This is a genomic window from Pseudomonas gingeri, assembly GCF_013385425.1.
GTDB classification, from domain to species: domain Bacteria; phylum Pseudomonadota; class Gammaproteobacteria; order Pseudomonadales; family Pseudomonadaceae; genus Aquipseudomonas; species Aquipseudomonas gingeri_D.
Window position 1 is genome coordinate 1 of sequence record NZ_JACAQA010000031.1, and the last position, 22,495, is coordinate 22,495.

The window sequence follows — 22,495 nt, forward strand, 5'->3', positions numbered from 1 at the left end:
GCTTATTTTCACTTTTCTGTCACAAAGGTCAAAAGCACCGCAAAAACGACTATGGGAGCCTGCGGCTCCCATAGTCTTGGTTTCTATCTATAAAGCAGCATTACTCGGCCTTGAGGGTAATCCGCGCAAACGCTTTCTTACCGGCCTGGCAAACATGGGTAGCACCGAGCTTGTATATAAAGGCGCGATCGACAACCTCACCATCTATACGCACGCCACCGGAACCCAGCAGATCACGAGCGACCGCCGAGTTCTTCACCAGACCGGCCTTATTGAGGACGGCAGCAATCGGCATGTCTTCAGCCGCACTGATTTCAACTTCAGGCAGATCATCCGGCAACTCGCCTTCCTTCATGCGATTACCTGCCGCACGATGAGCATTGGCCGCAGCCTCCTCACCATGGAAACGCGCGACGATCTCTTCAGCCAGCTTGATCTTGACATCACGCGGGTTGGCACCCGCCTCGACATCCTTGCGCAGCTGATTGATCTCATCCATCGAGCGGAAGCTCAACAACTCGAAGTAACGCCACATCAGCGCATCCGGGATCGATACCAGCTTGCCGTACATGACACCCGGTGCTTCCTGGATCCCGACATAGTTCCCCAAAGACTTGGACATCTTCTTCACGCCATCCAGCCCTTCGAGCAATGGCATGGTGAGAATGCACTGGGCCTCCTGACCGTAGGCGCGTTGCAGCTCACGCCCCATCAGCAGGTTGAACTTCTGGTCGGTACCGCCCAACTCGACATCCGCGCGCAGCGCAACGGAGTCATAGCCCTGTACCAGCGGGTAGAGGAACTCATGGATGGCGATTGGCTGGTTGTTGGTATAGCGCTTGTCGAAGTCGTCGCGCTCGAGCATGCGCGCCACGGTGTACTGCGACGTCAGGCGAATGAAATCCGCCGGCCCCATCTGATCCATCCAGGTGGAGTTGAACGCCACCTCGGTCTTGGCCGGATCAAGGATCTTGAATACCTGGGCCTTGTAGGTCTCGGCATTCTCGAGAACCTGTTCACGGGTCAACGGTGGACGCGTGGCGCTCTTGCCGCTCGGATCACCGATCAAGCCGGTGAAGTCGCCGATCAGAAAGATCACCTGATGCCCCAGATCCTGGAACTGGCGCAGCTTGTTAATAAGGACTGTGTGCCCCAGGTGCAGATCCGGTGCCGTCGGGTCGAAGCCGGCCTTGATACGCAGCGGCTGGCCACGCTTGAGCTTCTCGACCAATTCGGACTCGACCAACACCTCTTCCGCACCACGCTTGATCAGCGCGAGCTGCTCTTCAACCGACTTCATAACCAACCTGCAAGGCTCAGATTCAAAGGGGACCAACCATACAAGATCGCCGCCCAAATACAAGTTTTGCCCGGCATACGGGCACGAAACGCCCGTCCGCACATGACAGACTTGCTTCAGGGATGATTTGGTTATATTTTATACAGTTATTTCATCTTCATCATGTCATTCATCTTTTCCAATTCATCTTCTTCAAAGTCAAATTACCTATGACCACAGAGCCGACTAAAGCGCCCCCGCTTTATCCGAAGACCCACCTGCTGGCCGCAAGTGGGATCGCCGCCCTTCTCAGCCTGGCGCTACTGGTATTTCCTTCCAGTGACGTAGAAGCCAAGAAGACAACGCTGAACCTGGAGCTGGAAACCCCAGCCGATCAACTGACACAAGACAAAGACGCCGTCGAACTCGATCAAGCCACAAATGAAGGCAATCCATCGCCTTTCGCCCAGATCGACAACAGCGCCGAAGACACCCAGGAAACCGCCAAGACCGCCCCGGCCCCGGCCCCCGAGGAAAAAAAGCTCCCCGGCCATAGGGAGGTCACCGTAGCCCGCGGCGACACGCTTTCCACGCTGTTCGAAAAGGTCGGGCTGCCTGCTGCTTCAGTACATGAGGTCTTGGCCAGCGATAAACAAGCCAAGCTGTTTTCCCAGCTCAAGCATGGCCAGGTCCTGCAGTTCGAACTGACTCCCGACGGCCAGTTGACCAACCTGCACAGCCAGGTCAGCGACCTTGAGACCATCACCCTGACCAAGGGCGCGAAAGGCTTCACCTTCAAGCGCGTGATCGCCCAGCCGGTGGTTCGTTCAGCCTACGTGCACGGTGTGATCAACAGCTCGCTGTCGCTCTCTGCCCAACGTGCCGGCATGCCCCACAGCCTGACCCGCGAAATGGCCCATGTATTCGGCTATGACATCGACTTCGCCCAGGACATCCGCCCCGGCGACGAATTCGAAGTGATCTATGAACAGAAAGTGCTCAACGGCAAGACCATCGGCACCGGCAGCATTCTCTCCGCGCGCTTTACCAGCCGCGGCAAGACCTTCACCGCCGTGCGTTATACCAACAAACAAGGCATCAGCAACTACTACACTGCTGACGGCAACAGCATGCGCAAGGCCTTTATCCGCACCCCCGTGGACTTCGCCCGCATCAGCTCGCGCTTCTCCATGGGCCGCAAGCACCCGATCCTGAACAAGATCCGCGCCCACAAAGGCGTCGACTATGCCGCCCCACGCGGTACGCCGATCAAGGCCACTGGCGACGGCAAGGTGATACTGGCCGGCCGTCGCGGCGGTTACGGCAACACCGTGATCATCCAGCACGGCAATACCTACCGGACCCTGTACGGTCATATGCAGGGTTTTGCCAAGGGCATCCAGACCGGCAGCAACGTCAAGCAGGGCCAGGTGATCGGCTATATCGGCACCACCGGCCTGTCGACCGGCCCGCATCTGCATTACGAGTTCCAGGTCAATGGCGTGCACGTCGACCCGCTGGGCCAGAAACTGCCCATGGCCGATCCGATCGCCAAGTCCGAACGCGCCCGCTTCCTGCAACAGAGCCAGCCGTTGATGGCGCGCATGAACCAGGAAAAACCCAGCAAAGTCGCCTCGGCCAAACGGTAAACCACAATGCTCTACATAGGTGTGATGTCCGGAACCAGTCTCGATGGGCTGGACATTGCCCTGGTAGCGCTCGACGGTTCCATCCGGCTGCTGGCCAGCCACTACATTCCCATGCCCGAGGCCTTGCGCGTCGAGTTGCTTGGCCTGTGCGCCAGCGGCCCAGACGAAATTGCCCGCTGCGCCATCGCCGAGCAGAACTGGGTGACCCTCGCCGCCCAGGGCATCAATACCCTGCTGGAGCAACAAGGGCTCGCGCCGGGCGCCATTCGCGCCATCGGCAGTCACGGCCAGACTATCCGCCACGAACCGGCACGCGGCTTTACCGTGCAGATCGGCAACCCGGCCTTATTGGCGGAGCTGACCGGTATTACCGTCGTCGGCGACTTCCGCCGCCGCGATGTGGCCGCCGGCGGTCAGGGCGCGCCACTGGTTCCCGCCTTCCATGAAGCACTTTTCGAAGAACGCGCAGGCCATAGCGCGGTACTGAATATCGGCGGTTTCAGCAATCTGAGCCTGATCGAGCCCAACAAGGCGGTCTCCGGTTTCGACTGCGGCCCTGGCAACGTGCTGCTCGACGCCTGGATTCAGGATCAACGCAACGAACCCTATGACCGTAACGGCCAATGGGCGGCCAGCGGCCAGGTGGAGCCCGCCCTGCTGCAGGCACTGCTCAGCGACCCGTTCTTTCAGGCCAAGGGGCCGAAAAGCACCGGCCGCGAGGTGTTCAACCTGCCCTGGCTGAAACAGCACCTGAGTCACCTGCCGCCCCTCGCGGCCGAAGACATCCAGGCCACCTTGCTCGAACTCAGCGCACGGACCATCGTCGAGTCACTGACTGGCGCCCAGGAGAACACGGAAGAATTGCTGGTGTGTGGCGGCGGCGCCCATAACGCGGCACTTATGGCTCGACTCAGCCAATTGCTGCCGGCCACTCGGGTTGCCAGCACCGCCACCCACGGCGTGGACCCCGACTGGGTCGAAGCCATGGCCTTCGCCTGGCTGGCCCGGTGCTGCCTTGACGGCATCGCCGCCAATCGCCCCAGCGTCACCGGTGCCCGCGGCCTGCGGGTACTGGGCGCGATCTACCCGGCCTGACACACAGCAAAACGCCGCGAAATTCGCGGCGTTTAGGGTAAAGCACAAGCAATGATCAGATCGAGAACGACGACCCGCAACCACAGGTGGTGGTGGCATTCGGGTTCTTGATCACAAACCGCGAGCCTTCCAGGCCTTCCTGGTAATCCACCTCTGCGCCTGCCAGGTACTGGAAGCTCATCGGATCGACCACCAGGCTGACGCCTTCGCGCTCGACGATGGTGTCGTCATCGGCCACTTCTTCATCGAAGGTGAAACCGTACTGAAACCCAGAACAACCGCCGCCCGTAACGAATACGCGCAGCTTCAAGCGATCATTGCCCTCTTCATCGACCAGGCTCTTCACCTTGTGCGCGGCACCGTGGGTGAATTGCAAAGCCGTGGGGGTGAAGGATTCGACGCTCATGCTGACTATCTCCCGGCGTTACGCCGCCATAATGCGTGATGACGGGCATTATCCGCTTCTCCTAGAAAAGCGGTCAACTATTGTTATGGTATATCAATCAACCCGGGCGACCTCACAGAATGCAAGAAGGCCCGTTAAACGGGCCTTCTTGGTGAACGCGAGCGACGCCTTACGGCAGCATGCCGGCATGGGACAGGCCCAGACGCTCGTCCAGACCGAACAGGATGTTCAGGTTCTGCACCGCCTGGCCCGAAGCGCCCTTGACCAGGTTGTCGATCACCGACAACACCACCACCAGGTCACCATCCTGCGGACGGTGCACGGCAATCCGGCAGACGTTGGCGCCACGCACGCTACGGGTTTCCGGATGGCTACCAGCTGGCATCACGTCGACGAACGGCTCGTTGGCATAACGCTCCTCGAACAGCGCCTGCAGATCCACCGAGCGGTCGACCACGGTCGCGTATAGCGTGGAGTGGATACCCCGGATCATCGGCGTGAGGTGCGGCACGAAGGTCAGACCCACATCATGGCCGGCAGCGCGGCGCAGTCCCTGACGAATTTCCGGCAGGTGACGGTGCCCCTTGACCGCATAGGCCTTCATGCTTTCGGAGGTTTCCGAGTACAGCGAACCGACACTGGCACCGCGACCGGCACCGCTGACACCCGACTTGCAGTCAGCGATCAACCGCGTGGTATCCGCCAGTCCCGCCTCAAGCAGCGGCAGGAAACCCAACTGGGTCGCGGTCGGATAGCAACCCGGCACGGCAATCAGACGGGCTTGCTTGATCTTCTCTCGGTTCACTTCCGGCAGACCGTAGACCGCCTCTTCCAGCAACGCCGGGGCACCATGGGGTTGGCCGTACCACTTGGCCCACTCTTCGGCGTCCTGCAGACGGAAGTCGGCGGACAGATCGATCACCTTGGTGCCGGCGGACAACAGCTCACCGGCCAGGGCATGGGCCACACCATGGGGCGTGGCGAAGAACACCACGTCGCAGGCAGCAAGGGCATTGATGTCCGGAACGCTGAACGCCAGGCCGTCGTAGTGGCCACGCAGGTTCGGGTACATATCGGCCACGGCGAGGCCCGCCTCGGATCGCGAAGTGATGACTGCCACTTCTGCCTGCGGATGCTGTGCCAACAGACGCAGCAATTCGACACCGGTGTAACCCGTGCCGCCGACGATACCGACCTTGACCATGACCTACCCTCAACGAAACCACTGGAAAGCCCACGATAATAGGGGCCGCGCGCGCCTGCGACAACCGTCAAGGTGACGTGCGGACGCTCAAGCCTCTACTATTCGACCTACCGTGAACCTGGGAATAACTAAAAATGCTCTATCTGTGGGTCAAAGCCTTTCATATCGTCAGTGTCGTCTGCTGGTTTGCCGGCCTGTTCTATCTACCACGCCTGTTTGTCTACCACGCCCAGAGCGAGGACAGCGTCAGCAAGGAACGCTTCAGCGTCATGGAGCGCAAACTGTATCGCGGGATCATGGGCCCGGCGATGATCGCCACGCTGATCTTCGGCGGCTGGCTGATCGCTCTCAACCCGAGCCTCTTCAGCCAGGGCGGCTGGATCCACGCCAAACTGACCCTGGTGGTGGTGCTGATCGGCTACCACCATATGTGCGGCGCCCAGGTGAAACGTTTTGCCCGTGGCGAAAACACCCGCAGTCATGTCTTTTATCGCTGGTTCAATGAAGTGCCGGTTCTGCTATTGCTGGCTATTGTCATTCTGGTCGTTGTCCGACCGTTCTAGCTACACGTCACTCATCCCTGATCGGAGCACTCTCCATGTCGCTGCCCGCCCTGCTCGAACAACGCCTGCGCTTGCCCGTGGTGGCCGCGCCGATGTTCCTGATTTCCAACCCGCAACTGGTGCTCGCCTGCTGCCGCAATGGGGTGGTGGGCAGTTTCCCGGCCCTGAACCAGCGCGAAAGCAGCGGCTTCAAGGCCTGGCTGGAGGAAATCGAAGCGGGCCTGGCGACCCTGGATAATCCGGCGCCATACGCCGTCAACCTGATCGTGCACAACAGCAACCCACGGCTACAGGCGGATCTGCAGATCTGCATCGAACACAAGGTGCCGATCGTCATCACCAGCCTGGGCGCGGTCAAGGAACTGGTGGACGCCGTACACAGCTACGGTGGCCTGGTGTTCCACGATGTGACTACCCGCCGCCATGCCGAAAAAGCCGCCGAGGCCGGTGTCGACGGACTGATTGCCGTGGCGGCCGGTGCCGGTGGCCATGCCGGCACCTGGAGTCCGTTTGCCCTGATCGCCGAAATCCGCCAGTTCTTCGACAAAACCCTGCTGCTGGCCGGTTGTTTGAACCATGGTCACGAGATTCTCGCCGCGCAGTTGCTTGGCGCGGATCTGGCCTACTTCGGCACGCGATTTATCGGCACTACGGAAAGTCATGCATCCGACGCATATAAAGAGATGCTGCTCACATCCCAGGCAGTCGATATCGTGCACACTGCGGCGGTATCCGGGGTGCCCGCGAGCTTTATGCGCCAGAGCCTGGAAAACGCCGGCTTCGACCTCACCGCGCTGCAAGGCAAGGGCGAAGTCAACTTCGGCTCCAAGCTCAAGCCCATCAGCGACGAGGCCAAGGCCTGGAAAACCGTCTGGTCGGCCGGCCAGGGGGTGGGGGGTATCGATGATTTGCCCAGTGTCGACCAGTTGGTCGCCCGGCTCGAGGCCGAGTACCGCAAGGCCCAGGCGCTGGCAGCAGAGTTGCCCCGGCACTGGCCACGCCCGTAATATCTGTGTTGCAGGCTTGGCCTGCAACGCCAATGACTTGTGACAAGGACGCCCTTCATGAGCGACAACCGCTTCAAAATCGTGTTCGACGGCGCCTTGCAGGCCGGCGTGGACAAAACCACCGCCCAGTTCAACCTGGCCGCGCTGTTCAAGACCGACGTCGCTTCGGTGGAACGTTTGTTCAGCGGCCAGCCGGTCGCCCTTAAGCGCGACCTTTCGGCCGCTGAGGCCGAGTCCTACCTGCAAGCCTTGCGCAAAACCGGTATCGAGGCGCGTCTGGAGGCCGAACCACCTACCGTTGAACTGAGCCTGGCGGATATCGATGACCTGCCGGCCAGCACACCGCCACCGGACACCACGACTTACCAATCCCCCTATGCCCCGCCACAAGCCCGGGTCGGCGACAACCTCCCGGCCTTCGGCCAACTCAAGGCCTTCACCACAAACGGGCGTATCGGTCGGCTGCGCTACCTGGCCTGGAGTGCCGTCCTGATGTTCGCAGCCCTCCCGATCGCCGGCGCCATCTTCGCCGTCGTCATGGGTACCGCGACAGCCTCGCCGAATACGGCGATCACCATCGGCGTTGTCTTCGGTGGCGCGGCCATCATCGCCTTAGTGGTCTTTTCCATCCAGATCGCCGTGCAGCGCCTGCACGATATCGGCTGGTCCGGCTGGCTCTGGCTGTTGACCCTGGTCCCCTTCGTGGGCAGCGTATTCCCTTTCGTGTTGATGCTCTGCCCCGGCAATAGCGGCGCCAACCAGTACGGCGCACCGCCACCGCCTAACAGTACCGCAGTCAAGGTCCTGGCCGTGTTCCCGTTCATTGGCGGGATCATCTTTGGCGTCGTTGCCGCGACCGGCGGCCTGGTCAACCTTGAGAAAGACTACAACAAGGAATCGGCCAGCTATTCCGAAAGCAGCGATGCCGCCGCCACCGATGAGGCCGATGATGCAGCAGCCGAATCCGCTCCGCCCGCTGTAGACTATGACAAAGATGAAAAAGAATAACGGTTTCTGAGCCTGCGACCCTCTGTCCCAAGGCTCGCCGCCGTTGTGATGGAGAACTGCATGACCCGTTACGCCCTGATCACCGGCGCCTCCAGCGGCATCGGCCTGGCACTGGCCGAAGCCCTCGCGCGCCGCGGCCGCAGCCTGATTCTGGTGGCCCGCCAGCGTGATCAGCTGGAAACCATTGCCCTCGAACTGACCCAACGCTTCGGCGTCGAGGTGCTGTTTCGTGCCTGCGACCTGAGCGAGCCGCTGCGCCTTTCCGGTTTTCTGCTGGAACTGGAAGAAGGTGAGCGGCAGATCGACCTGCTGGTCAACTGCGCCGGCCTTGGCACCTGCGGTCCGTTCCTGGCCCAGGATTGGGGGACGGAGCAGGATCTGATCGAGGTCAACATCCTCGCCCTGACCCGACTTTGTCATACCCTGGGTAATCTCATGGCAATACAGGGTGGCGGGCAGATCCTCAACGTCGCCTCCGTCGCGGCGTTTCATCCCGCGCCCTGGATGAGCAGCTATTACGCGAGCAAGGCCTACGTACTGCACTTCTCCGAAGGTCTGCGCGAAGAGCTGAAGAAAACCGGCATCAAGGTGTCGGTACTCTGCCCGGGCCTGACCCGGACCGCGTTCTTTCGCACAGCACAGTTGGCCGTCGAAAAGCTTTCGAACAGCAAGCTGATGATGAGCCCCGAAGAAGTGGCGTTGTACGCCGTGCGCGCGCTGGACAAGAACCGCGCAGTGATCATTCCCGGCTGGCGTAACCGCTGGCTGGCCCGAGCTCCGCGCCTGATGCCGCGCTGGGCGATGCGCAAGCTCGCCGGTGTCGTGACCAAGGCCTATTGTCCGCGCTGAAACTTGAACTCACGGCCCTGTCCGTACAGACTCTGGCCCGACCCACTCAATGGAGAAACAGCTGTGGATACTCTGTTCACCAAGATCATCAACAGAGAAATACCCGCGAAGATCATTTACGAGGATGACCAGGTCCTGGCCTTCCACGATATCGCCCCACAGGCGCCGGTGCATTTCCTGGTCATTCCGAAAAAGCCGGTACGCACGCTCAATGACCTGACCGAAGAGGACAAGGCCCTCGCCGGGCATATCCTCTTCACCGCCCAGCGCCTGGCCCTGGAACTGGGTTGCGAGAAAGGCTTTCGTGTGGTGATGAACTGCAATGAAGAAGGTGGGCAGACCGTCTATCACATTCATATGCATGTGCTGGGTCAGCGCCAGATGCATTGGCCGCCGGGCTGATACCTCCCAAAGAACACACCGTTCTGTAGGAGCCTGGCTTGCCAGCGAAGGGGGCCTTGAGGGCGCTAAAAGCTTCGCGGGCAAGCCCTGCTCCTACAGGGTTAGCGGTGTCTGCAAGATTGTGTATAGCTGTAACATTCCCCGCCCACTGACCCAACTCAAACCTTCCGCTCTCGATTGCGGTAAACTGCAGGCCGAGATTTTTCCCGGAGGTCAGCATGACTACCCAACGTCACTACTCGCCGATTGACCGTCTTCTGCTGCAAGCCGATACCGCCATGCGCACCCTGCTGCCGTTCAGCGGCCAGCCTTACCGTCCGTCGCCGGCCATCGTGCAGCCCGACGCGTCGCTGAGCGAGGACGACAGCCGTCACGTCGCCGGCCTGATGCGCATCAACCATACCGGGGAAGTCTGTGCCCAGGCGCTTTATCAAGGCCAGGCCCTGACCGCCAAGCTGCCCCACGTCCGCGCCGCCATGGAAAAGGCCGCTGAAGAAGAAGTCGATCACCTGGCCTGGTGCGAACAACGCATCCGCCAGCTGGGCAGTCATCCCAGCGTGCTCAACCCGCTGTTCTATGGCTTGTCCTTCGGCATCGGCGCCGCCGCCGGGCTGATCAGCGACAAAGTCAGCCTGGGTTTTGTCGCCGCCACCGAAGACCAGGTGTGCAAGCACCTGAACGAACACCTGGAACAGTTGCCGGCCGAGGACGAAAAGTCCCGGGCGATCCTCGAGCAGATGCGCATCGACGAAGAACATCACGCCGAATCCGCACTGAACGCTGGCGGTTTCCGCTTCCCGGCCCCGGTGAAGTTCGGCATGAGCCTGCTGGCCAAGGTCATGACCAAGAGCACCTACCGCATCTGACCCACAGCGACTCCGCCACGGAGCCGACAAAAAGAAGGGCGCCACAGGGGCGCCCTTCTTTATTTGGCCGAAAAACCTACGTCGGCATATTTCGCGCGTAGAAGATTTCCAGCATTTCGTGTTTCACCCGTTCAGTCACCTGGCTGCGCTGTTCCGCCGAGAGGTTGCTGGTGGCGTCACCGAACAGGTAGTTGTCCAGTTCAAAGTCCTTGAGCAGCATCTTGGTGTGGAACAGGTTTTCCTGGTACACGTTCACATCCGTCATCTGATAGCTCTTGCGGCTGTCTTCCGAGAGATAGTTCTGGATCGAGTTGATCTCGTGGTCGATGAAGTGTTTCCGGCCTTCGACATCACGGGTGAAACCGCGCACGCGATAATCGACGGTGACGATATCCGAGTCGAACTGGTGAATCAGGTAGTTGAGGGCTTTGAGCGGTGAGATGACGCCGCAGGTCGACACATCAATGTCCACACGGAATGTCGCGATACCGTCGACCGGATGGATTTCCGGGTAGGTATGCACCGTGATATGGCTCTTGTCGAGGTGAGCCAGGATGGTCTCGGGCAACGGGCCCGGGGATTCTTCGATCTGGCTGTCGGTTGGCGTCACCGGCTGCTCGGAGATCAGGATAGTGACACTGGCACCTTGAGGGTCGTAGTCCTGACGCGCGATGTTCAGGATATTGGCACCAATGATATCCACCACTTCCGTGAGGATCTGCGTCAGGCGTTCCGCGTCGTATTCCTGGTTGATGTACTCGACGTAGGCCTGCTGGTCCTGCGGGGTTTCCGCATAGCAGATGTCATAGATGTTGAAGCTCAAGGTCTTGGTCAGGTTGTTGAACCCGTGGAGCTTGAGTTTGCTTTTCACCGTTGGAAACTCTCTATGTCGATGCGGCACCGCCGCGTGATCAAGCATGCCCGTCAGTTGTGAACGACACAGCTGCGTAGGACGGTTAACACCTCTTCGCGATGGCGACTCTGGTTGCTGTTCGGATCCGCGGCCGCAGGCGTGCTGCTGGCCGGGCGCCCTGAAAAAAGTGGCGCGCTATGCAGACCTGAACGAGTGCTCGCCAGAGTCTGCATGGACTTTATGATAGTTGAATGTCGACTCAGCCGAGTTCGATGATCTCGTAGTCGTGAGTGATGGCAACGCCAGCAGCACCGAGCATGATCGAAGCCGAGCAGTATTTCTCCGCCGACAGCTCGATCGCCCGCTTGACCTGGGCTTCCTTCAGGCCACGGCCCTTGACCACGAAATGCAGGTGGATCTTGGTGAATACCTTGGGATCTTCAGTCGCGCGCTCGGCTTCGAGAAAGGCTTCGCAGCTTTCAACCGGCTGACGGGCTTTCTTCAAGATGCTGACCACATCGAAGTTGCTGCAACCGCCCAGGCCCAATAACAGCATTTCCATGGGACGAACGCCCAGGTTGCGACCACCGCTTTCCGGCGGACCGTCCATGACCACCACATGCCCGCTACCGGACTCTCCGAGGAACATGGCTTCGCCAGCCCATTGGATGCGTGCCTTCATCACCTAGACTCCACTGCTGAAAAAAGGGAGCCAGCTTAGCACAGCCCCCCGCTCCGACAGGAAGCCGACAACGGGCGACGACCGGTTAGTCAGCCACCTAAATTCCCCATTTCCCACACAATGCCTCTGTTATGCTGGCGCCAAATCGCTGGCGTTCTGCCAGCGTTGCAGCTATGCCTAAAAAAACAAACCACACCGCGCAGTCTTTTCGGGATACCACCATGGTTGCTCTGGCTTCCGCTTCCTCCCCCAAGATCAAGAACCTCGACAAACTGCTGATGCATTGTCAGCGCCGCCGCTACCAGGCCAAGAGCAATATCATTTGTGCCGGTGATCGTTCGCAAACCCTGTCGTTCATCATCAAGGGCTCGGTCACGATCCTGATCGAAGATGACGACGGACGGGAAATGATCATCGCCTACCTCAATGCCGGCGATTTTTTCGGTGAACTGGGTTTGTTCGAGCAGGCCGGCCATGAACAGGAGCGCAGCGCCTGGGTGCGGGCCAAGGTCGAATGCGAAGTGGCGGAGATCAGCTACTGCAAATTCCGCGAACTGGCCCAGCAGGACCCGGATATTCTCTATGCCCTCAGCGGCCAGATTGCCCAACGCCTGCGCAACACCACGCGCAAGGTCGGTGACCTGGCGTTCTTCGACGTCACCGGTCGTGTTGCCCGTTGCCTGCTCGAACTGTGCAAGCAACCCGATGCCATGACCCACCCCGATGGCATGCAGATCAAGATCACCCGTCAGGAAATCGGCCGGATCGTCGGCTGTTCGCGGGAGATGGTCGGACGGGTGCTCAAGGATCTGGAAGAGCAAAACCTGGTGCACGTCAAAGGCAAGACCATGGTGGTATTCGGCACCCGTTAAGGCTGGAAGATATCCTGCAACATCTGTTGGTACAGCTCGCTGAGCCGCTCAAGGAATAGCGGCGCGGCATACACCTCATGCAAGGCGACATGGCTTTGCGCCCTGACCCGGGCATCCAGCTGACAGGCCTGGTTGAAGCGATTGACCGCCGCCACCATCGAATCGCGCTCGTTATCCATCAGCATCGCCCCATGCACCAACCCCACCGGCCGAGTGCCACCCTGGCTCTGGCGCCAGCGCTGGGCGGTGCCGACCATCTTGCGGCCATTGAGGTTGACGTTGAAGCGGCCGTCGCAAAACGCACCGTCGATTTCGCCCAGGGATGACACGCCCCCCAGCTCATCGAGGGCATCGCAGATCGGCTGGCACAGGCGCCGATAACCGGTTTCGATACGATTCTGGTCACCTTCGTGACGGGGCGGAGCATACACCAGGGCAATATTGACCGTGGCGCCGGACTGCGGCACCGGCTCGCCGCCGGTTTCACGCAGCAATACCGGCCAGCCGGTGGCCGCCAGGTCATCGCACGCCGCGTCGAACCCCGGCAAACGATTCAAGCGCCGTGGCATCACCAGGGCACGGTCGCTGGGTTGCCAGAACAACAACCCCCAATCCTGCTCACCGGCACAGACCGAGGCCAGCAAATCCTGCTCGGCGCGCAGTCCGGCTTCTACGGTGAGGGCAACAGCCAGGGGCATCGAGGTCATCCTGATAGCAAGTCCCGGTCAGTCGAGGGTCGAACCGCTGATGGCCGGTGCACCACGCTCGGGGAAAAACAGCCGCTGCAGTTCATCGCCCGGGCTGTCCGCGCGCATGAAGGCCTCGCCTACCAGGAACGAATAGACCTCGCTGATTTCCATCAGCTCGACATCCGCCCGGTTGAGAATACCGCTCTCGGTAATCACCAAACGATCCCGAGGGATGATCGGCAACAGGTCGAGGGTGGTTTCCAGGCTGACCTCAAAGGTGTGCAGGTTGCGGTTGTTGATCCCGATCAGCGGCGTGTCGAGGACCTTCAAGGCCCGCTCCAGTTCGGCGGCGTCATGGGATTCCACCAGCACATCGAGACCGACGCCCTTGGCTACCGCGGCCAGTTCGGCCATCAGCCCGTCGTCCAGCGCCGCGACGATCAGCAGGATGCAATCGGCGCCAAGGGCACGGGCTTCGACGATCTGATACGGGTCGACCATGAAATCCTTGCGGATCACCGGCAACTTGCACGCCGCGCGCGCCTGTTGCAGGTAAAGGTCGGAACCCTGGAAATAGTCGACGTCGGTCAACACCGACAGGCAGGTCGCCCCGCCCTTTTCGTAGCTGCGGGCGATATCGGCCGGAATGAAGTTCTCGCGGATCACACCCTTGCTCGGCGAAGCCTTCTTGATTTCGGCAATCACCGCCGGCTGCTTCTGCTTCGCACGCCCGATCAGCGCCTGGGCGAAACCACGCGGCGCATCGGCGGCCCGTGCCAGCGTCTCAAGCTCGGCCAGACTCACACGGGCGCGGCGCTCAGCCACTTCCTCGGCCTTGCGGGCGAGGATCTTCTCCAGAACGGTTGGCACACTCATCCTTCATTCTCCTGCTTGAATACGGCGGTGAACGCGCCCAGCTCTTCGAGTTTTTCCCGGGCAAGGCCGGTGTGCAGTGCATCGTGAGCCAAGGCTACGCCTTCTTTGAGGCTGCTGGCATGATCGGCGGCATACAGCGCGGCGCCGGCATTGAGCACGATCATTTCGGCGGCCTTCTGGCCGTTCTCGGTCTTGCGACGACCCAGGGCATCGCGGATCAGTTCCAGGGATGCCGCCGGACTCTCGACCACCAAGCCAAATAGACTCTGGCTTTTTATACCCAAGTCTTCCGGCTGAACCCAGTATTCAGTTATTGCACCATCTTTCAGCTCCGCCACAAAGGTCGGCGCGGCAAGGCTGAATTCGTCCAGGCCATCCTGGGAATGCACCACCAATACATGCTTGCTACCCAGGCGGTGCAGCACTTCGGCCAATGGCCGGCACAAGGCCTGGGTGAAGACACCGACCACCTGATGTTTCACGCCGGCCGGATTCGTAAGCGGGCCGAGCATGTTGAACAAGGTGCGCAGGCCGAGATCGCGGCGCGGACCGGCGGCGTACTTCATGGCGCTGTGATGGGTCTGGGCGAACATGAAGCCGATGCCGACATTGTCGATGCAACGCGCCACCTGGACCGGGGTCAGGTTGAGGTAGATACCGGCGGCTTCGAGCAGGTCGGCACTGCCGCTTTTACCCGAGACCGCGCGGTTGCCGTGCTTGGCCACAGTGCAACCGGCAGCGGCCACCACAAAGGCGGAAGCGGTGGACACGTTGAAAATATTCGCCCCGTCACCGCCGGTGCCGACCACATCGACCACGCCGTCGAGGGTCTTGAGTTCGACCTTGTCGGCCAACTCGCGCATCACCGAGACCGCGCCGACGATCTCGTCGATGCTTTCGCTCTTCATGCGCATGGCCATCATAAAGGCGCCGATCTGCGCCTCGGTGCATTGCCCGGTCATGATTTCACGCATGACGTCGCGCATTTCTTCGGTGCTCAGGTCCAGATGGCCGACGATACGGCCCAGGGCTGTCTTGATATCCATGAAAACTCCTTAGCGCGTGCCGCCGGTCTGTTTGAGAAAGTTGGCGAACAGCTCGTGGCCCTGCTCGGAGAGAATCGACTCGGGGTGGAATTGCACCCCTTCAATGTTCAGTGTCTTGTGCCGCAGGCCCATGATCTCGTCGACCGAGCCGTCTTCCAGTTGGGTCCAGGCGGTCAGCTCCAGGCAGTCCGGCAAGGTTTCGCGCTTGACGATCAAGGAGTGATAGCGGGTAACGGTCAGCGGCAGGTTCAAACCGGCGAACACGCCCTTGCCTTCATGGAACAGCGGGCTGGTCTTGCCGTGCATCACCTGGCGGGCCCGCACCACATCGCCGCCAAAGGCCTGGCCGATGGATTGGTGACCGAGGCAGACCCCGAGAATCGGCAGCTTTCCGGCGAAATACTTGATGGCCTCCAGGGAAATGCCAGCCTCGGTCGGCGTGCACGGGCCTGGAGAGACGACAATGCGTTCCGGCTTGAGGGCTTCGATTTCGGCCACAGTCAACTCGTCATTACGCACGACCTTGACGTCCGCGCCCAGCTCACCGAGGTATTGCACGACGTTGTAGGTAAACGAGTCGTAGTTATCGATCATCAGCAACATGACAAAAAGCTCCTCAGGCGTCGGACGCGGGGGTTTGTTCAGCGAGGGCGACAGCACGGAACATCGCGCGACGCTTGTTCAGCGTTTCTTCCCACTCCAGCGCCGGCACCGAGTCGGCGACGATGCCGCCACCGGCCTGCACATGCAGCTCGCCGTCCTTGATCACCGCGGTCCGAATGGCAATGGCGGTGTCCATATTGCCGTTCCAGGCGTAGTAACCGACCGCGCCGCCATACACACCGCGCTTGACCGGCTCCAGTTCATCGATGATTTCCATCGCGCGAATCTTCGGCGCACCGGACAGCGTGCCCGCCGGCAGGATCGCGCGCAGGGCGTCCATGGACGTCAGGCCGCTCTTCAGTTGCCCGGTGACGTTGGACACGATGTGCATCACATTCGAGTAACGCTCGATCACCATCTTCTCGGTCAGCTTCACCGAACCGATCTCGGACACCCGACCGGTGTCGTTGCGGCCCAGGTCGATCAGCATCAGGTGCTCGGCGATTTCCTTGGCGTCGGACAGCAGGTCGTCTTCCAGAGCCAGGTCGGCTTCCTCGGTAGCACCGCGTGGACGGGTACCGGCGATGGGGCGGACGGTGATCAGGTTGTCTTCGACCCGCACCAGCACCTCCGGCGAACTGCCGACCACATGGAAGTCACCGAAGTTGAAGAAGTACATGTACGGCGTCGGGTTGAAGCAGCGCAACGCCCGGTACAGGTCGATGGGCGCGGCCTTGAAATCGATGGACATGCGCTGCGACGGCACGACCTGCATGCAGTCACCGGCAAGGATGTATTCCTTGATGGTGTCGACTGCCCGCTCGTAGTCACCCTGGGTGAAACTCGAACGGAACACCGGGTCGGCGGCCGGTGGCCGGTCGAGTTCCAGGCCGCGACGCGGAATGATCGGCTGGCGCAGTTGTTCCAGCAATTCCTGCAGACGCGCCTGGCCTTGTTCGTAGGCGTTGTCCTGGGACGGATCGGCAAGGACGATGGCGTGCATCTTGCCCGCCAGGTTGTCGAAGACCACCACGGCGTCGGAAACCATCAACAGGATATCGGGTACGCCCAGCGGATCCGGGTTCGGACACTTGCCCAGACGCTTCTCCACATAACGCACGCAGTCATAACCGAAGTAGCCCACCAGCCCGCCGTTGAAACGCGGCAACCCGGCGATGGTCGGCACGTTATAGCGGGCCTTGAAGGTCTCGACGAAGTCCAGCGGATCCTCGGCCTCGCAACGCTCGATCTCGACGCCGTCGTGAGTCACGCTGACCTGGTGGTCGTGCACCCGCAGCACGGTGCGGCACGGCAGGCCGATGATCGAATAACGGCCCCATTTCTCGCCGCCCTGCACCGACTCCAGCAGGTAGGAGTTGGGCTGGTCGGCCAGTTTCAGGTAGATCGACAACGGGGTATCGAAGTCGGCCAGGGTTTCGCAGGCAAGCGGGATGCGGTTGTAGCCGGCAGCGGCCAAACGCAGGAATTCTTCGCGGGTCATCATATGCCTCGTGGCTTGAGGGTCGAACAGTCAGGTATGCAAACGCGCCGCATGAGTCGCGGCCAGGATCAAGTCAGGCGCGCCAACGCCAGCGGGCCAGGGCCTTGATGACTTTCATCCAGAGTTTGCGAGTAACCACCACGATGGCGTTTCCAGGAGGGGATTGAACAGAGTCCACCGACATTAGCTCAGCGCCAGCTTCCAGGCAACCGGGAATCAGCGCCCGCAGATCGTCGATGACCAGTGCGGGCTCTTCTTCGGCGATCGGCCGGCCATGGTTGTAGCCATAGCTGAGGGCCACGCAGGTGACGCCGGCGGCCTTGGCGGCCTGCACATCACTGCGCGAGTCACCGATAAACAGGCACTGCGAGGCCGGGATACCAGTCATTTTCATCACATGGAACAGCGCCGCCGGGTCGGGCTTGCGCTGCGGCAAGGTGTCGCCGCCGATGATCAGGCGGAAAAACCGTCCCAGTTTCATTTCATCCAGCAAGGGCGCGACGAACTGCTCCGGCTTGTTGGTGATCAGGGCCATTTCCATGCCCTGCTTGTGCATCCAGCTCAGGGTTTCGTGCACGCCGGGATAGACCTGGGTCAGCTCATGACCACCGGAATAGGCCTCCATGAAGATCGCCAACGCCTGCTCGGCTTCGCCGTCGTCGACGCCCGAGTGATCGATATGACCGGCCAGCGCCCGACGTACCAGAACCAGCACGCCGTTGCCAACCCACTCGCGCACCGCGTGCAGCCCGGCCACCGGACGCCCGAGGGCGAGCAGCATTTTATCCACCGCCAGGGCCAGGTCGGGCACCGAATCCACCAGCGTCCCATCCAGATCGAACATCACCAGCTTGGGCAAACGGCCCGGAAAAAGCTGCTCGAACACGGTCATGATCGAGCCAGCGCCAGTTCGGCGCGCATTTTCTCGATGACTTCAAGGTAGTTCGGGGCATTGAAGATCGCCGAGCCGGCAACAAAGGTGTCGGCACCGGCCGCGGCGATTTCGCGGATATTGTTGACGTTCACGCCGCCGTCGATTTCCAGGCGGATATCACGGCCAGAGGCATCGATCAGGGCCCGCGCTTCACGCAGCTTGTCGAGGGTGCCGGGAATGAACTTCTGCCCGCCAAAACCCGGGTTGACGCTCATCAGCAGGACCATGTCGACCTTGTCCATCACGTACTTGAGCACATCCAGGGGTGTGGCCGGGTTGAACACCAGGCCGGCCTTGCAACCGCCTTCGCGGATCAGTTGCAGGGAACGGTCGACGTGCAGCGTGGCTTCCGGGTGGAAGGTGATGTAGGTCGCACCGGCTTCGATGAAGTCGCCGACGATGCGGTCCACCGGGCTGACCATCAGGTGTGCGTCGATGGGCGCGGTGATGCCGTACTTGCGCAGTGCCGCGCAGACCATCGGGCCGATGGTCAGGTTGGGCACATAGTGGTTGTCCATGACATCGAAGTGCACGAAGTCGGCTCCGGCAGCGAGCACGTTGTCCACTTCTTCACCCAGGCGGGCGAAATCGGCGGAGAGAATCGACGGAGCAATGACGAAGGGCTGCATGACGCACCTTTTTTGAGCAGAATCACGATGGCGGGCATTGTATACCGCCCGCTTTGCCCCGCCCACCGTGACCGCGACGATTGGCCATGCAAGCCTGGAATGCTTGAGCCAAAGCCCTCAGTAAGCGGCGCGGTAGATCTTTTCGATGTCCACCGCGCTCAGGCGACGGGGATTGTTGCGCATCAAACGCTCGGTAGCGGCCGCCTCCTCGGCCATGGCCGGGATCGCGTCCAGGGGTACGCCGAAGCTTGCGAGACCGGCGGGAATCTCCACCGCGGCGCACAGATCGGTCATGGCGGCGACGGCTTTGTCGGCCGCTTCGATCAGGCTCAGACCCGTGACATTGACGCCCATGGCGATGGCAATGTCCCGCATGCGCTCGACACAGGCGATCTTGTTCCAGCTCATGACATAGGGCAGCAACAGGGCATTGCTGACCCCGTGGGCGATATTGAAGCGTCCACCCAACGGATAGGCCAGGGCATGTACGGCACCGACGCCGGCATTACCGAAAGCCATCCCGGCCATCAGGCTGGCGGTGGCCATTTCCTCACGGGCCTGGAGGTTGGACGGGTTGGCGTAGGCCTTGGGCAGCGCCGTGGCAATCAGCTTGATCGCGCCAATGGCCAGGGCGTCGGTAATCGGCGAGGCATTGAGTGACAGGTAGGCTTCAATCCCGTGGACCATGGCATCGACGCCACTGGCGGCGGTGACGCTGCGCGGGCAGGTCAGGGTCATCTGCGGACTGACCAGTGCCACATCCGGCAGCAGGTAATCGCTGACGATGCCCTTTTTCAGCTGGGCCTGCTTGTCGGAGAGAATGGCGACATTGGTCACCTCGGAGCCGGTGCCGGCGGTGGTGGGGATGGCGATCAGCGGCGGCCCCTTGCGCGGCACCTGATCAATGCCGAACAGATCCTCCAGGGCCCCGTGATAACCGGCGTAGGCGCCCACGCTTTTAGCGATGTCGATGGCGCTGCCACCGCCCAGGCCGATCAGGCCGTCGTGCCCGCCTTCGCGGTAGGCCCGCATGCAGTCCTCGACAATGGCGATTTCCGGGTCGGGCAGCACACGGTCGAAGATTGCATAGGTGCGCCCACCCAGGTGAGCCAGTGCCAGCTCGACGGTCCCTGACTTGACCAGTGCCGCATCGGTCACGATCAACGGATGGTCGACATTCAGCCGGGTCAGCTCATCGGCCAATTGCTCGATGGCGCCACGGCCGGTGATCAGTTTATGGGCGATCTTGAATGAGGAAATGCTCATGCTCGCAGCCTTCTTGTCGTGATGATCAGGGCACGGGCAAGCATAACCGGGATTGGCTTTGCTCTGTCATCCAGAATGATGAATGACAGAGTCGCCAGAGGATGCCTTTATCAGACTTGGGTGGTTCGCAATTTCTCGCTGCGTCCACGCAGCCACTCCAGGGTCAGCAGCAGGATCACCGAGAAGACAATCAGCAAGGTCGCCGCCGCGGCGATGGTCGGGCTGAGGTTCTCGCGAATGCCACTGAACATCTGCCGGGGCAGGGTCGCCTGTTCGGGGCCGGCAAGGAACAGGGTCACCACCACTTCGTCGAACGAGGTCGCAAAGGCAAACAGCGCCCCGGAAATCACCCCCGGCGCGATCAGCGGCAGGGTCACCCGGCGGAACGCCGTCAGTGGCGAGGCCCCCAGGCTGGCCGCGGCACGTACCAGGTTGTGATTGAAACCCTGCAAGGTCGCCGACACGGTGATGATCACAAAGGGCACGCCCAACACCGCATGCACCACGATCAACGAGAAGAAACTGTTACCCAGCCCCAGGGGAGCGAAGAACAGGTAGCTGGCCACACCGATGATCACCACCGGCACCACCATGGGCGAGATCACCAGGGCCATCACCAGCGGCTTGCCCGGGAAATCGCCCCGGGTCAGGCCGATCGCCGCCAGGGTCCCGAAGACCATCGCCAGCGCCGTGGCCGCCGGAGCGACGATGATGCTGTTGCGCAAGGCGCGCATCCATTCCGCCGAGGCGAAGAAGTCCTGGTACCAGTGCAGCGAGAAGCCTTGCAGCGGATAGACGAGGAAACTGCCCGAGTTGAACGACAGCGGGATGATCACCAGCACCGGCAGGATCAGGAACAGCAGGATCAGCCCGCACAGGGTGCGCAAACTGTAGAACCAGACCCGCTCGACGGGCGACATGTAGGGGCTCAGCATTTCTTATTCTCCTTAGCTCAGGCGCAGGCGGCTGGCGCCCACCAACCGGCTGTAAATCAGGTACAGGACCACGGTCGCCAGCAGCAGCAGGCCACCCAGGGCGGTCGCCATGCCCCAGTTGATGCTGGTGTTGGTGTAGAAGGCGACGAAGTAGCTGACCATCTGGTCGTTCGGGCTACCGAGCAGGGCCGGGGTGATGTAGTAACCAATAGCCAGGATGAATACCAGCAGGCAACCCGCGCCCACGCCGGCATAGGTCTGCGGGAAGTACACCCGCCAGAAGCTGGCGAACGGATGACAGCCCAGGGAGATTGCCGCGCGCATATAGGTCGGCGAGATGCCCTTCATCACGCTGTAGATCGGCAGGATCATGAACGGCAGCAGGATGTGCACCATGGAGATGTAGACGCCGGTGCGGTTGAACACCAACTCGAGCGGCTTGTCGATCACCCCCATGGCCATCAACGCGCTATTGATCAGGCCACCGGACTGCAACAGCACGATCCAGGCCGCGACCCGCACCAGGATCGAAGTCCAGAACGGCAGCAGCACGAGGATCATCAACAGGTTGCTCTGCCGCGACGGCAGGTTCGCCAGCAGGTAGGCCAGCGGGTAGGCCAGCACCAGGCAGATGGCGGTGATCACCAGGCCCATCCAGAAGGTGCGGGCAAAGATATCGAGGTAGATCGCCTGGTCCGGGGTGGCCGGGGCCAGTTCGCCGAGGTCGTCGATCCGATGGTCGACGGCCGCCAGCAGGTAATAAGGGGTGATGCTGCTGGTATTGCGCCGGATCGCCTGCCAGTACGCCGGATCACCCCAGCGTTCGTCGAGGGCTTCCAGGGCTTCTTTATAGGAGGCCGGTTCGGTCTTGAACGGCAGGGCGCGCGCGGTCTTGGTCAACAGGCTGCGATAGCCGGCCAGTTCCATGTTCAGGCGCTTGGACAGATCGCCCAGGGTCTGATTCTTGCGGGCGTCGCCGAGGTCTTCGCTCAAGGCCTTGTAGACCGGCTCGCCGGGAAGGCTCTTGCCGTCCCAGGCGGCGGCGGCGACCACGGTGCGCGGCATGGCGCCGACCACTTCCGGGTTACCGACACTTTTATAGAGCAGCGCCACGATGGGCACCAGGAACACCAGTAACAGAAACAGCACCAGCGGTGCAATCAAGGCCTGGGCCTTCCAGCGGTTGACCCGCTCGGCACGCGCCAGGCGCTGCTTCAAGGTGGGACTGGTGACCTCGTTCAGAGGAACGGTGAGGGCCATGGCGAACTCCGGAATTCTTTT

At 61.2% G+C, this 22,495-nt stretch carries 24 protein-coding genes; 9 read left to right on the plus strand and 15 right to left on the minus strand.

What is annotated here, in order from left to right; translation table 11 throughout:
• Positions 1–100: 100 nt before the first annotated feature.
• On the minus strand, positions 101–1,300 hold the full coding sequence (gene tyrS, locus HX830_RS27215; RefSeq protein ID WP_177103776.1) for a tyrosine--tRNA ligase: 1,200 nt from the start codon (positions 1,298–1,300) through the stop codon (positions 101–103).
• Positions 1,301–1,509: 209 nt separating this feature from the next.
• On the opposite strand from tyrS, the gene HX830_RS27220 reads away from it, so the two are divergent.
• Positions 1,510–2,928 (plus strand): peptidoglycan DD-metalloendopeptidase family protein, encoded by a 1,419-nt coding sequence (locus tag HX830_RS27220; RefSeq protein WP_177103778.1) that lies wholly within the window; start codon positions 1,510–1,512, stop codon positions 2,926–2,928.
• Between the two features lie 6 nt (positions 2,929–2,934).
• Positions 2,935–4,023, plus strand: coding sequence for an anhydro-N-acetylmuramic acid kinase (locus tag HX830_RS27225; protein ID WP_177103780.1), 1,089 nt, complete (start codon positions 2,935–2,937; stop codon positions 4,021–4,023).
• Between the two features lie 55 nt (positions 4,024–4,078).
• On the opposite strand, the gene erpA is transcribed toward HX830_RS27225, so the two are convergent.
• Both erpA and argC read right to left on the minus strand, forming a co-directional pair.
• Entirely contained in the window at positions 4,079–4,429 is a 351-nt protein-coding gene (gene erpA, locus HX830_RS27230; RefSeq protein WP_007906865.1) for an iron-sulfur cluster insertion protein ErpA, read from the minus strand.
• Between the two features lie 169 nt (positions 4,430–4,598).
• Entirely contained in the window at positions 4,599–5,633 is a 1,035-nt protein-coding gene (argC, locus tag HX830_RS27235; RefSeq protein WP_103495742.1) for an N-acetyl-gamma-glutamyl-phosphate reductase, read from the minus strand.
• A 134-nt stretch (positions 5,634–5,767) separates the two neighbouring features.
• On the opposite strand from argC, the gene hemJ reads away from it, so the two are divergent.
• From hemJ to coq7, 6 genes are all read left to right on the plus strand, one after another.
• Positions 5,768–6,196 (plus strand): protoporphyrinogen oxidase HemJ, encoded by a 429-nt coding sequence (hemJ, locus tag HX830_RS27240; protein ID WP_103495741.1) that lies wholly within the window; start codon positions 5,768–5,770, stop codon positions 6,194–6,196.
• A gap of 35 nt (positions 6,197–6,231) precedes the next feature.
• Positions 6,232–7,203, plus strand: a complete 972-nt coding sequence (locus tag HX830_RS27245; RefSeq protein ID WP_177103782.1) for an NAD(P)H-dependent flavin oxidoreductase — start codon at positions 6,232–6,234, stop codon at positions 7,201–7,203.
• Positions 7,204–7,260: 57 nt separating this feature from the next.
• Entirely contained in the window at positions 7,261–8,211 is a 951-nt protein-coding gene (locus HX830_RS27250) for a DUF805 domain-containing protein (protein ID WP_177103784.1), read from the plus strand.
• Between the two features lie 60 nt (positions 8,212–8,271).
• Positions 8,272–9,060, plus strand: a complete 789-nt coding sequence (locus tag HX830_RS27255; protein ID WP_103495738.1) for an SDR family NAD(P)-dependent oxidoreductase — start codon at positions 8,272–8,274, stop codon at positions 9,058–9,060.
• A gap of 63 nt (positions 9,061–9,123) precedes the next feature.
• Positions 9,124–9,462: a histidine triad nucleotide-binding protein gene (locus HX830_RS27260; protein ID WP_007947975.1), complete on the plus strand. Its 339-nt coding sequence runs from the start codon at positions 9,124–9,126 to the stop codon at positions 9,460–9,462.
• Positions 9,463–9,680: 218 nt separating this feature from the next.
• A complete protein-coding gene (coq7, locus tag HX830_RS27265; RefSeq protein ID WP_103495737.1) occupies positions 9,681–10,328 on the plus strand; it encodes a 2-polyprenyl-3-methyl-6-methoxy-1,4-benzoquinone monooxygenase in 648 nt (215 codons plus the stop codon).
• A gap of 76 nt (positions 10,329–10,404) precedes the next feature.
• Here coq7 and speD read toward each other — a convergent pair whose 3' ends face one another.
• On the minus strand, positions 10,405–11,199 hold the full coding sequence (speD, locus tag HX830_RS27270; RefSeq protein ID WP_103495736.1) for an adenosylmethionine decarboxylase: 795 nt from the start codon (positions 11,197–11,199) through the stop codon (positions 10,405–10,407).
• A gap of 241 nt (positions 11,200–11,440) precedes the next feature.
• Entirely contained in the window at positions 11,441–11,863 is a 423-nt protein-coding gene (locus tag HX830_RS27275; RefSeq protein ID WP_103495735.1) for an OsmC family protein, read from the minus strand.
• A gap of 221 nt (positions 11,864–12,084) precedes the next feature.
• Between HX830_RS27275 and crp the strand changes: the two genes are divergently transcribed.
• Entirely contained in the window at positions 12,085–12,735 is a 651-nt protein-coding gene (gene crp / locus HX830_RS27280) for a cAMP-activated global transcriptional regulator CRP (RefSeq protein ID WP_103495734.1), read from the plus strand.
• Here the strand turns inward: crp and HX830_RS27285 are convergent.
• The 10 genes from HX830_RS27285 to HX830_RS27330 all read right to left on the minus strand — a co-directional run bounded on the left by HX830_RS27285 (position 12,732) and on the right by HX830_RS27330 (position 22,474).
• A complete protein-coding gene (locus tag HX830_RS27285; protein ID WP_152741034.1) occupies positions 12,732–13,433 on the minus strand; it encodes a lipoate--protein ligase family protein in 702 nt (233 codons plus the stop codon). The genes crp and HX830_RS27285 overlap by 4 nt on opposite strands.
• 27 nt (positions 13,434–13,460) lie before the next feature.
• Positions 13,461–14,300, minus strand: a complete 840-nt coding sequence (gene trpC, locus HX830_RS27290; RefSeq protein ID WP_103495732.1) for an indole-3-glycerol phosphate synthase TrpC — start codon at positions 14,298–14,300, stop codon at positions 13,461–13,463.
• Entirely contained in the window at positions 14,297–15,346 is a 1,050-nt protein-coding gene (gene trpD / locus HX830_RS27295; protein WP_103495731.1) for an anthranilate phosphoribosyltransferase, read from the minus strand. Before trpD ends, trpC begins: the two co-directional genes overlap by 4 nt.
• Before the next feature lie 9 nt (positions 15,347–15,355).
• Positions 15,356–15,949, minus strand: coding sequence for an aminodeoxychorismate/anthranilate synthase component II (locus tag HX830_RS27300; RefSeq protein ID WP_103495730.1), 594 nt, complete (start codon positions 15,947–15,949; stop codon positions 15,356–15,358).
• Positions 15,950–15,962: 13 nt separating this feature from the next.
• Complete coding sequence (gene trpE, locus HX830_RS27305; RefSeq protein ID WP_103495729.1) at positions 15,963–17,450, minus strand: anthranilate synthase component I; 1,488 nt, start codon at positions 17,448–17,450, stop codon at positions 15,963–15,965.
• Between the two features lie 73 nt (positions 17,451–17,523).
• Positions 17,524–18,342 carry a phosphoglycolate phosphatase gene (locus HX830_RS27310; protein WP_152741036.1) on the minus strand — a complete coding sequence of 273 codons (819 nt, stop codon included), beginning with the start codon at positions 18,340–18,342 and terminating at the stop codon, positions 17,524–17,526.
• On the minus strand, positions 18,339–19,013 hold the full coding sequence (gene rpe, locus HX830_RS27315; RefSeq protein ID WP_103495727.1) for a ribulose-phosphate 3-epimerase: 675 nt from the start codon (positions 19,011–19,013) through the stop codon (positions 18,339–18,341). Before rpe ends, HX830_RS27310 begins: the two co-directional genes overlap by 4 nt.
• Positions 19,014–19,130: 117 nt before the next feature.
• A complete protein-coding gene (locus tag HX830_RS27320) occupies positions 19,131–20,279 on the minus strand; it encodes an iron-containing alcohol dehydrogenase (RefSeq protein ID WP_152741038.1) in 1,149 nt (382 codons plus the stop codon).
• A gap of 110 nt (positions 20,280–20,389) precedes the next feature.
• A complete protein-coding gene (locus HX830_RS27325) occupies positions 20,390–21,214 on the minus strand; it encodes an ABC transporter permease (RefSeq protein ID WP_103495725.1) in 825 nt (274 codons plus the stop codon).
• 12 nt (positions 21,215–21,226) lie between these two features.
• The gene (locus HX830_RS27330; RefSeq protein ID WP_177103787.1) at positions 21,227–22,474 is read right to left on the minus strand and encodes an ABC transporter permease; all 1,248 of its coding nucleotides are present in this window, start codon (positions 22,472–22,474) and stop codon (positions 21,227–21,229) included.
• Positions 22,475–22,495 lie beyond the last annotated feature (21 nt).

Coding starts and splice junctions, on each gene's coding strand:
- tyrS (WP_177103776.1), bottom strand. CDS start 1,300: ATGAAGTCGGTTGAAGAGCAGCTCGCGCTGATCAAGCGTGGTGCGGAA.
- HX830_RS27220 (WP_177103778.1), top strand. CDS start 1,510: ATGACCACAGAGCCGACTAAAGCGCCCCCGCTTTATCCGAAGACCCAC.
- HX830_RS27225 (WP_177103780.1), top strand. CDS start 2,935: ATGCTCTACATAGGTGTGATGTCCGGAACCAGTCTCGATGGGCTGGAC.
- erpA (WP_007906865.1), bottom strand. CDS start 4,429: ATGAGCGTCGAATCCTTCACCCCCACGGCTTTGCAATTCACCCACGGT.
- argC (WP_103495742.1), bottom strand. CDS start 5,633: ATGGTCAAGGTCGGTATCGTCGGCGGCACGGGTTACACCGGTGTCGAA.
- hemJ (WP_103495741.1), top strand. CDS start 5,768: ATGCTCTATCTGTGGGTCAAAGCCTTTCATATCGTCAGTGTCGTCTGC.
- HX830_RS27245 (WP_177103782.1), top strand. CDS start 6,232: ATGTCGCTGCCCGCCCTGCTCGAACAACGCCTGCGCTTGCCCGTGGTG.
- HX830_RS27250 (WP_177103784.1), top strand. CDS start 7,261: ATGAGCGACAACCGCTTCAAAATCGTGTTCGACGGCGCCTTGCAGGCC.
- HX830_RS27255 (WP_103495738.1), top strand. CDS start 8,272: ATGACCCGTTACGCCCTGATCACCGGCGCCTCCAGCGGCATCGGCCTG.
- coq7 (WP_103495737.1), top strand. CDS start 9,681: ATGACTACCCAACGTCACTACTCGCCGATTGACCGTCTTCTGCTGCAA.
- HX830_RS27275 (WP_103495735.1), bottom strand. CDS start 11,863: ATGAAGGCACGCATCCAATGGGCTGGCGAAGCCATGTTCCTCGGAGAG.
- crp (WP_103495734.1), top strand. CDS start 12,085: ATGGTTGCTCTGGCTTCCGCTTCCTCCCCCAAGATCAAGAACCTCGAC.
- HX830_RS27285 (WP_152741034.1), bottom strand. CDS start 13,433: ATGCCCCTGGCTGTTGCCCTCACCGTAGAAGCCGGACTGCGCGCCGAG.
- trpC (WP_103495732.1), bottom strand. CDS start 14,300: ATGAGTGTGCCAACCGTTCTGGAGAAGATCCTCGCCCGCAAGGCCGAG.
- trpD (WP_103495731.1), bottom strand. CDS start 15,346: ATGGATATCAAGACAGCCCTGGGCCGTATCGTCGGCCATCTGGACCTG.
- HX830_RS27300 (WP_103495730.1), bottom strand. CDS start 15,949: ATGTTGCTGATGATCGATAACTACGACTCGTTTACCTACAACGTCGTG.
- trpE (WP_103495729.1), bottom strand. CDS start 17,450: ATGACCCGCGAAGAATTCCTGCGTTTGGCCGCTGCCGGCTACAACCGC.
- HX830_RS27310 (WP_152741036.1), bottom strand. CDS start 18,342: ATGACCGTGTTCGAGCAGCTTTTTCCGGGCCGTTTGCCCAAGCTGGTG.
- rpe (WP_103495727.1), bottom strand. CDS start 19,013: ATGCAGCCCTTCGTCATTGCTCCGTCGATTCTCTCCGCCGATTTCGCC.
- HX830_RS27320 (WP_152741038.1), bottom strand. CDS start 20,279: ATGAGCATTTCCTCATTCAAGATCGCCCATAAACTGATCACCGGCCGT.
- HX830_RS27325 (WP_103495725.1), bottom strand. CDS start 21,214: ATGCTGAGCCCCTACATGTCGCCCGTCGAGCGGGTCTGGTTCTACAGT.
- HX830_RS27330 (WP_177103787.1), bottom strand. CDS start 22,474: ATGGCCCTCACCGTTCCTCTGAACGAGGTCACCAGTCCCACCTTGAAG.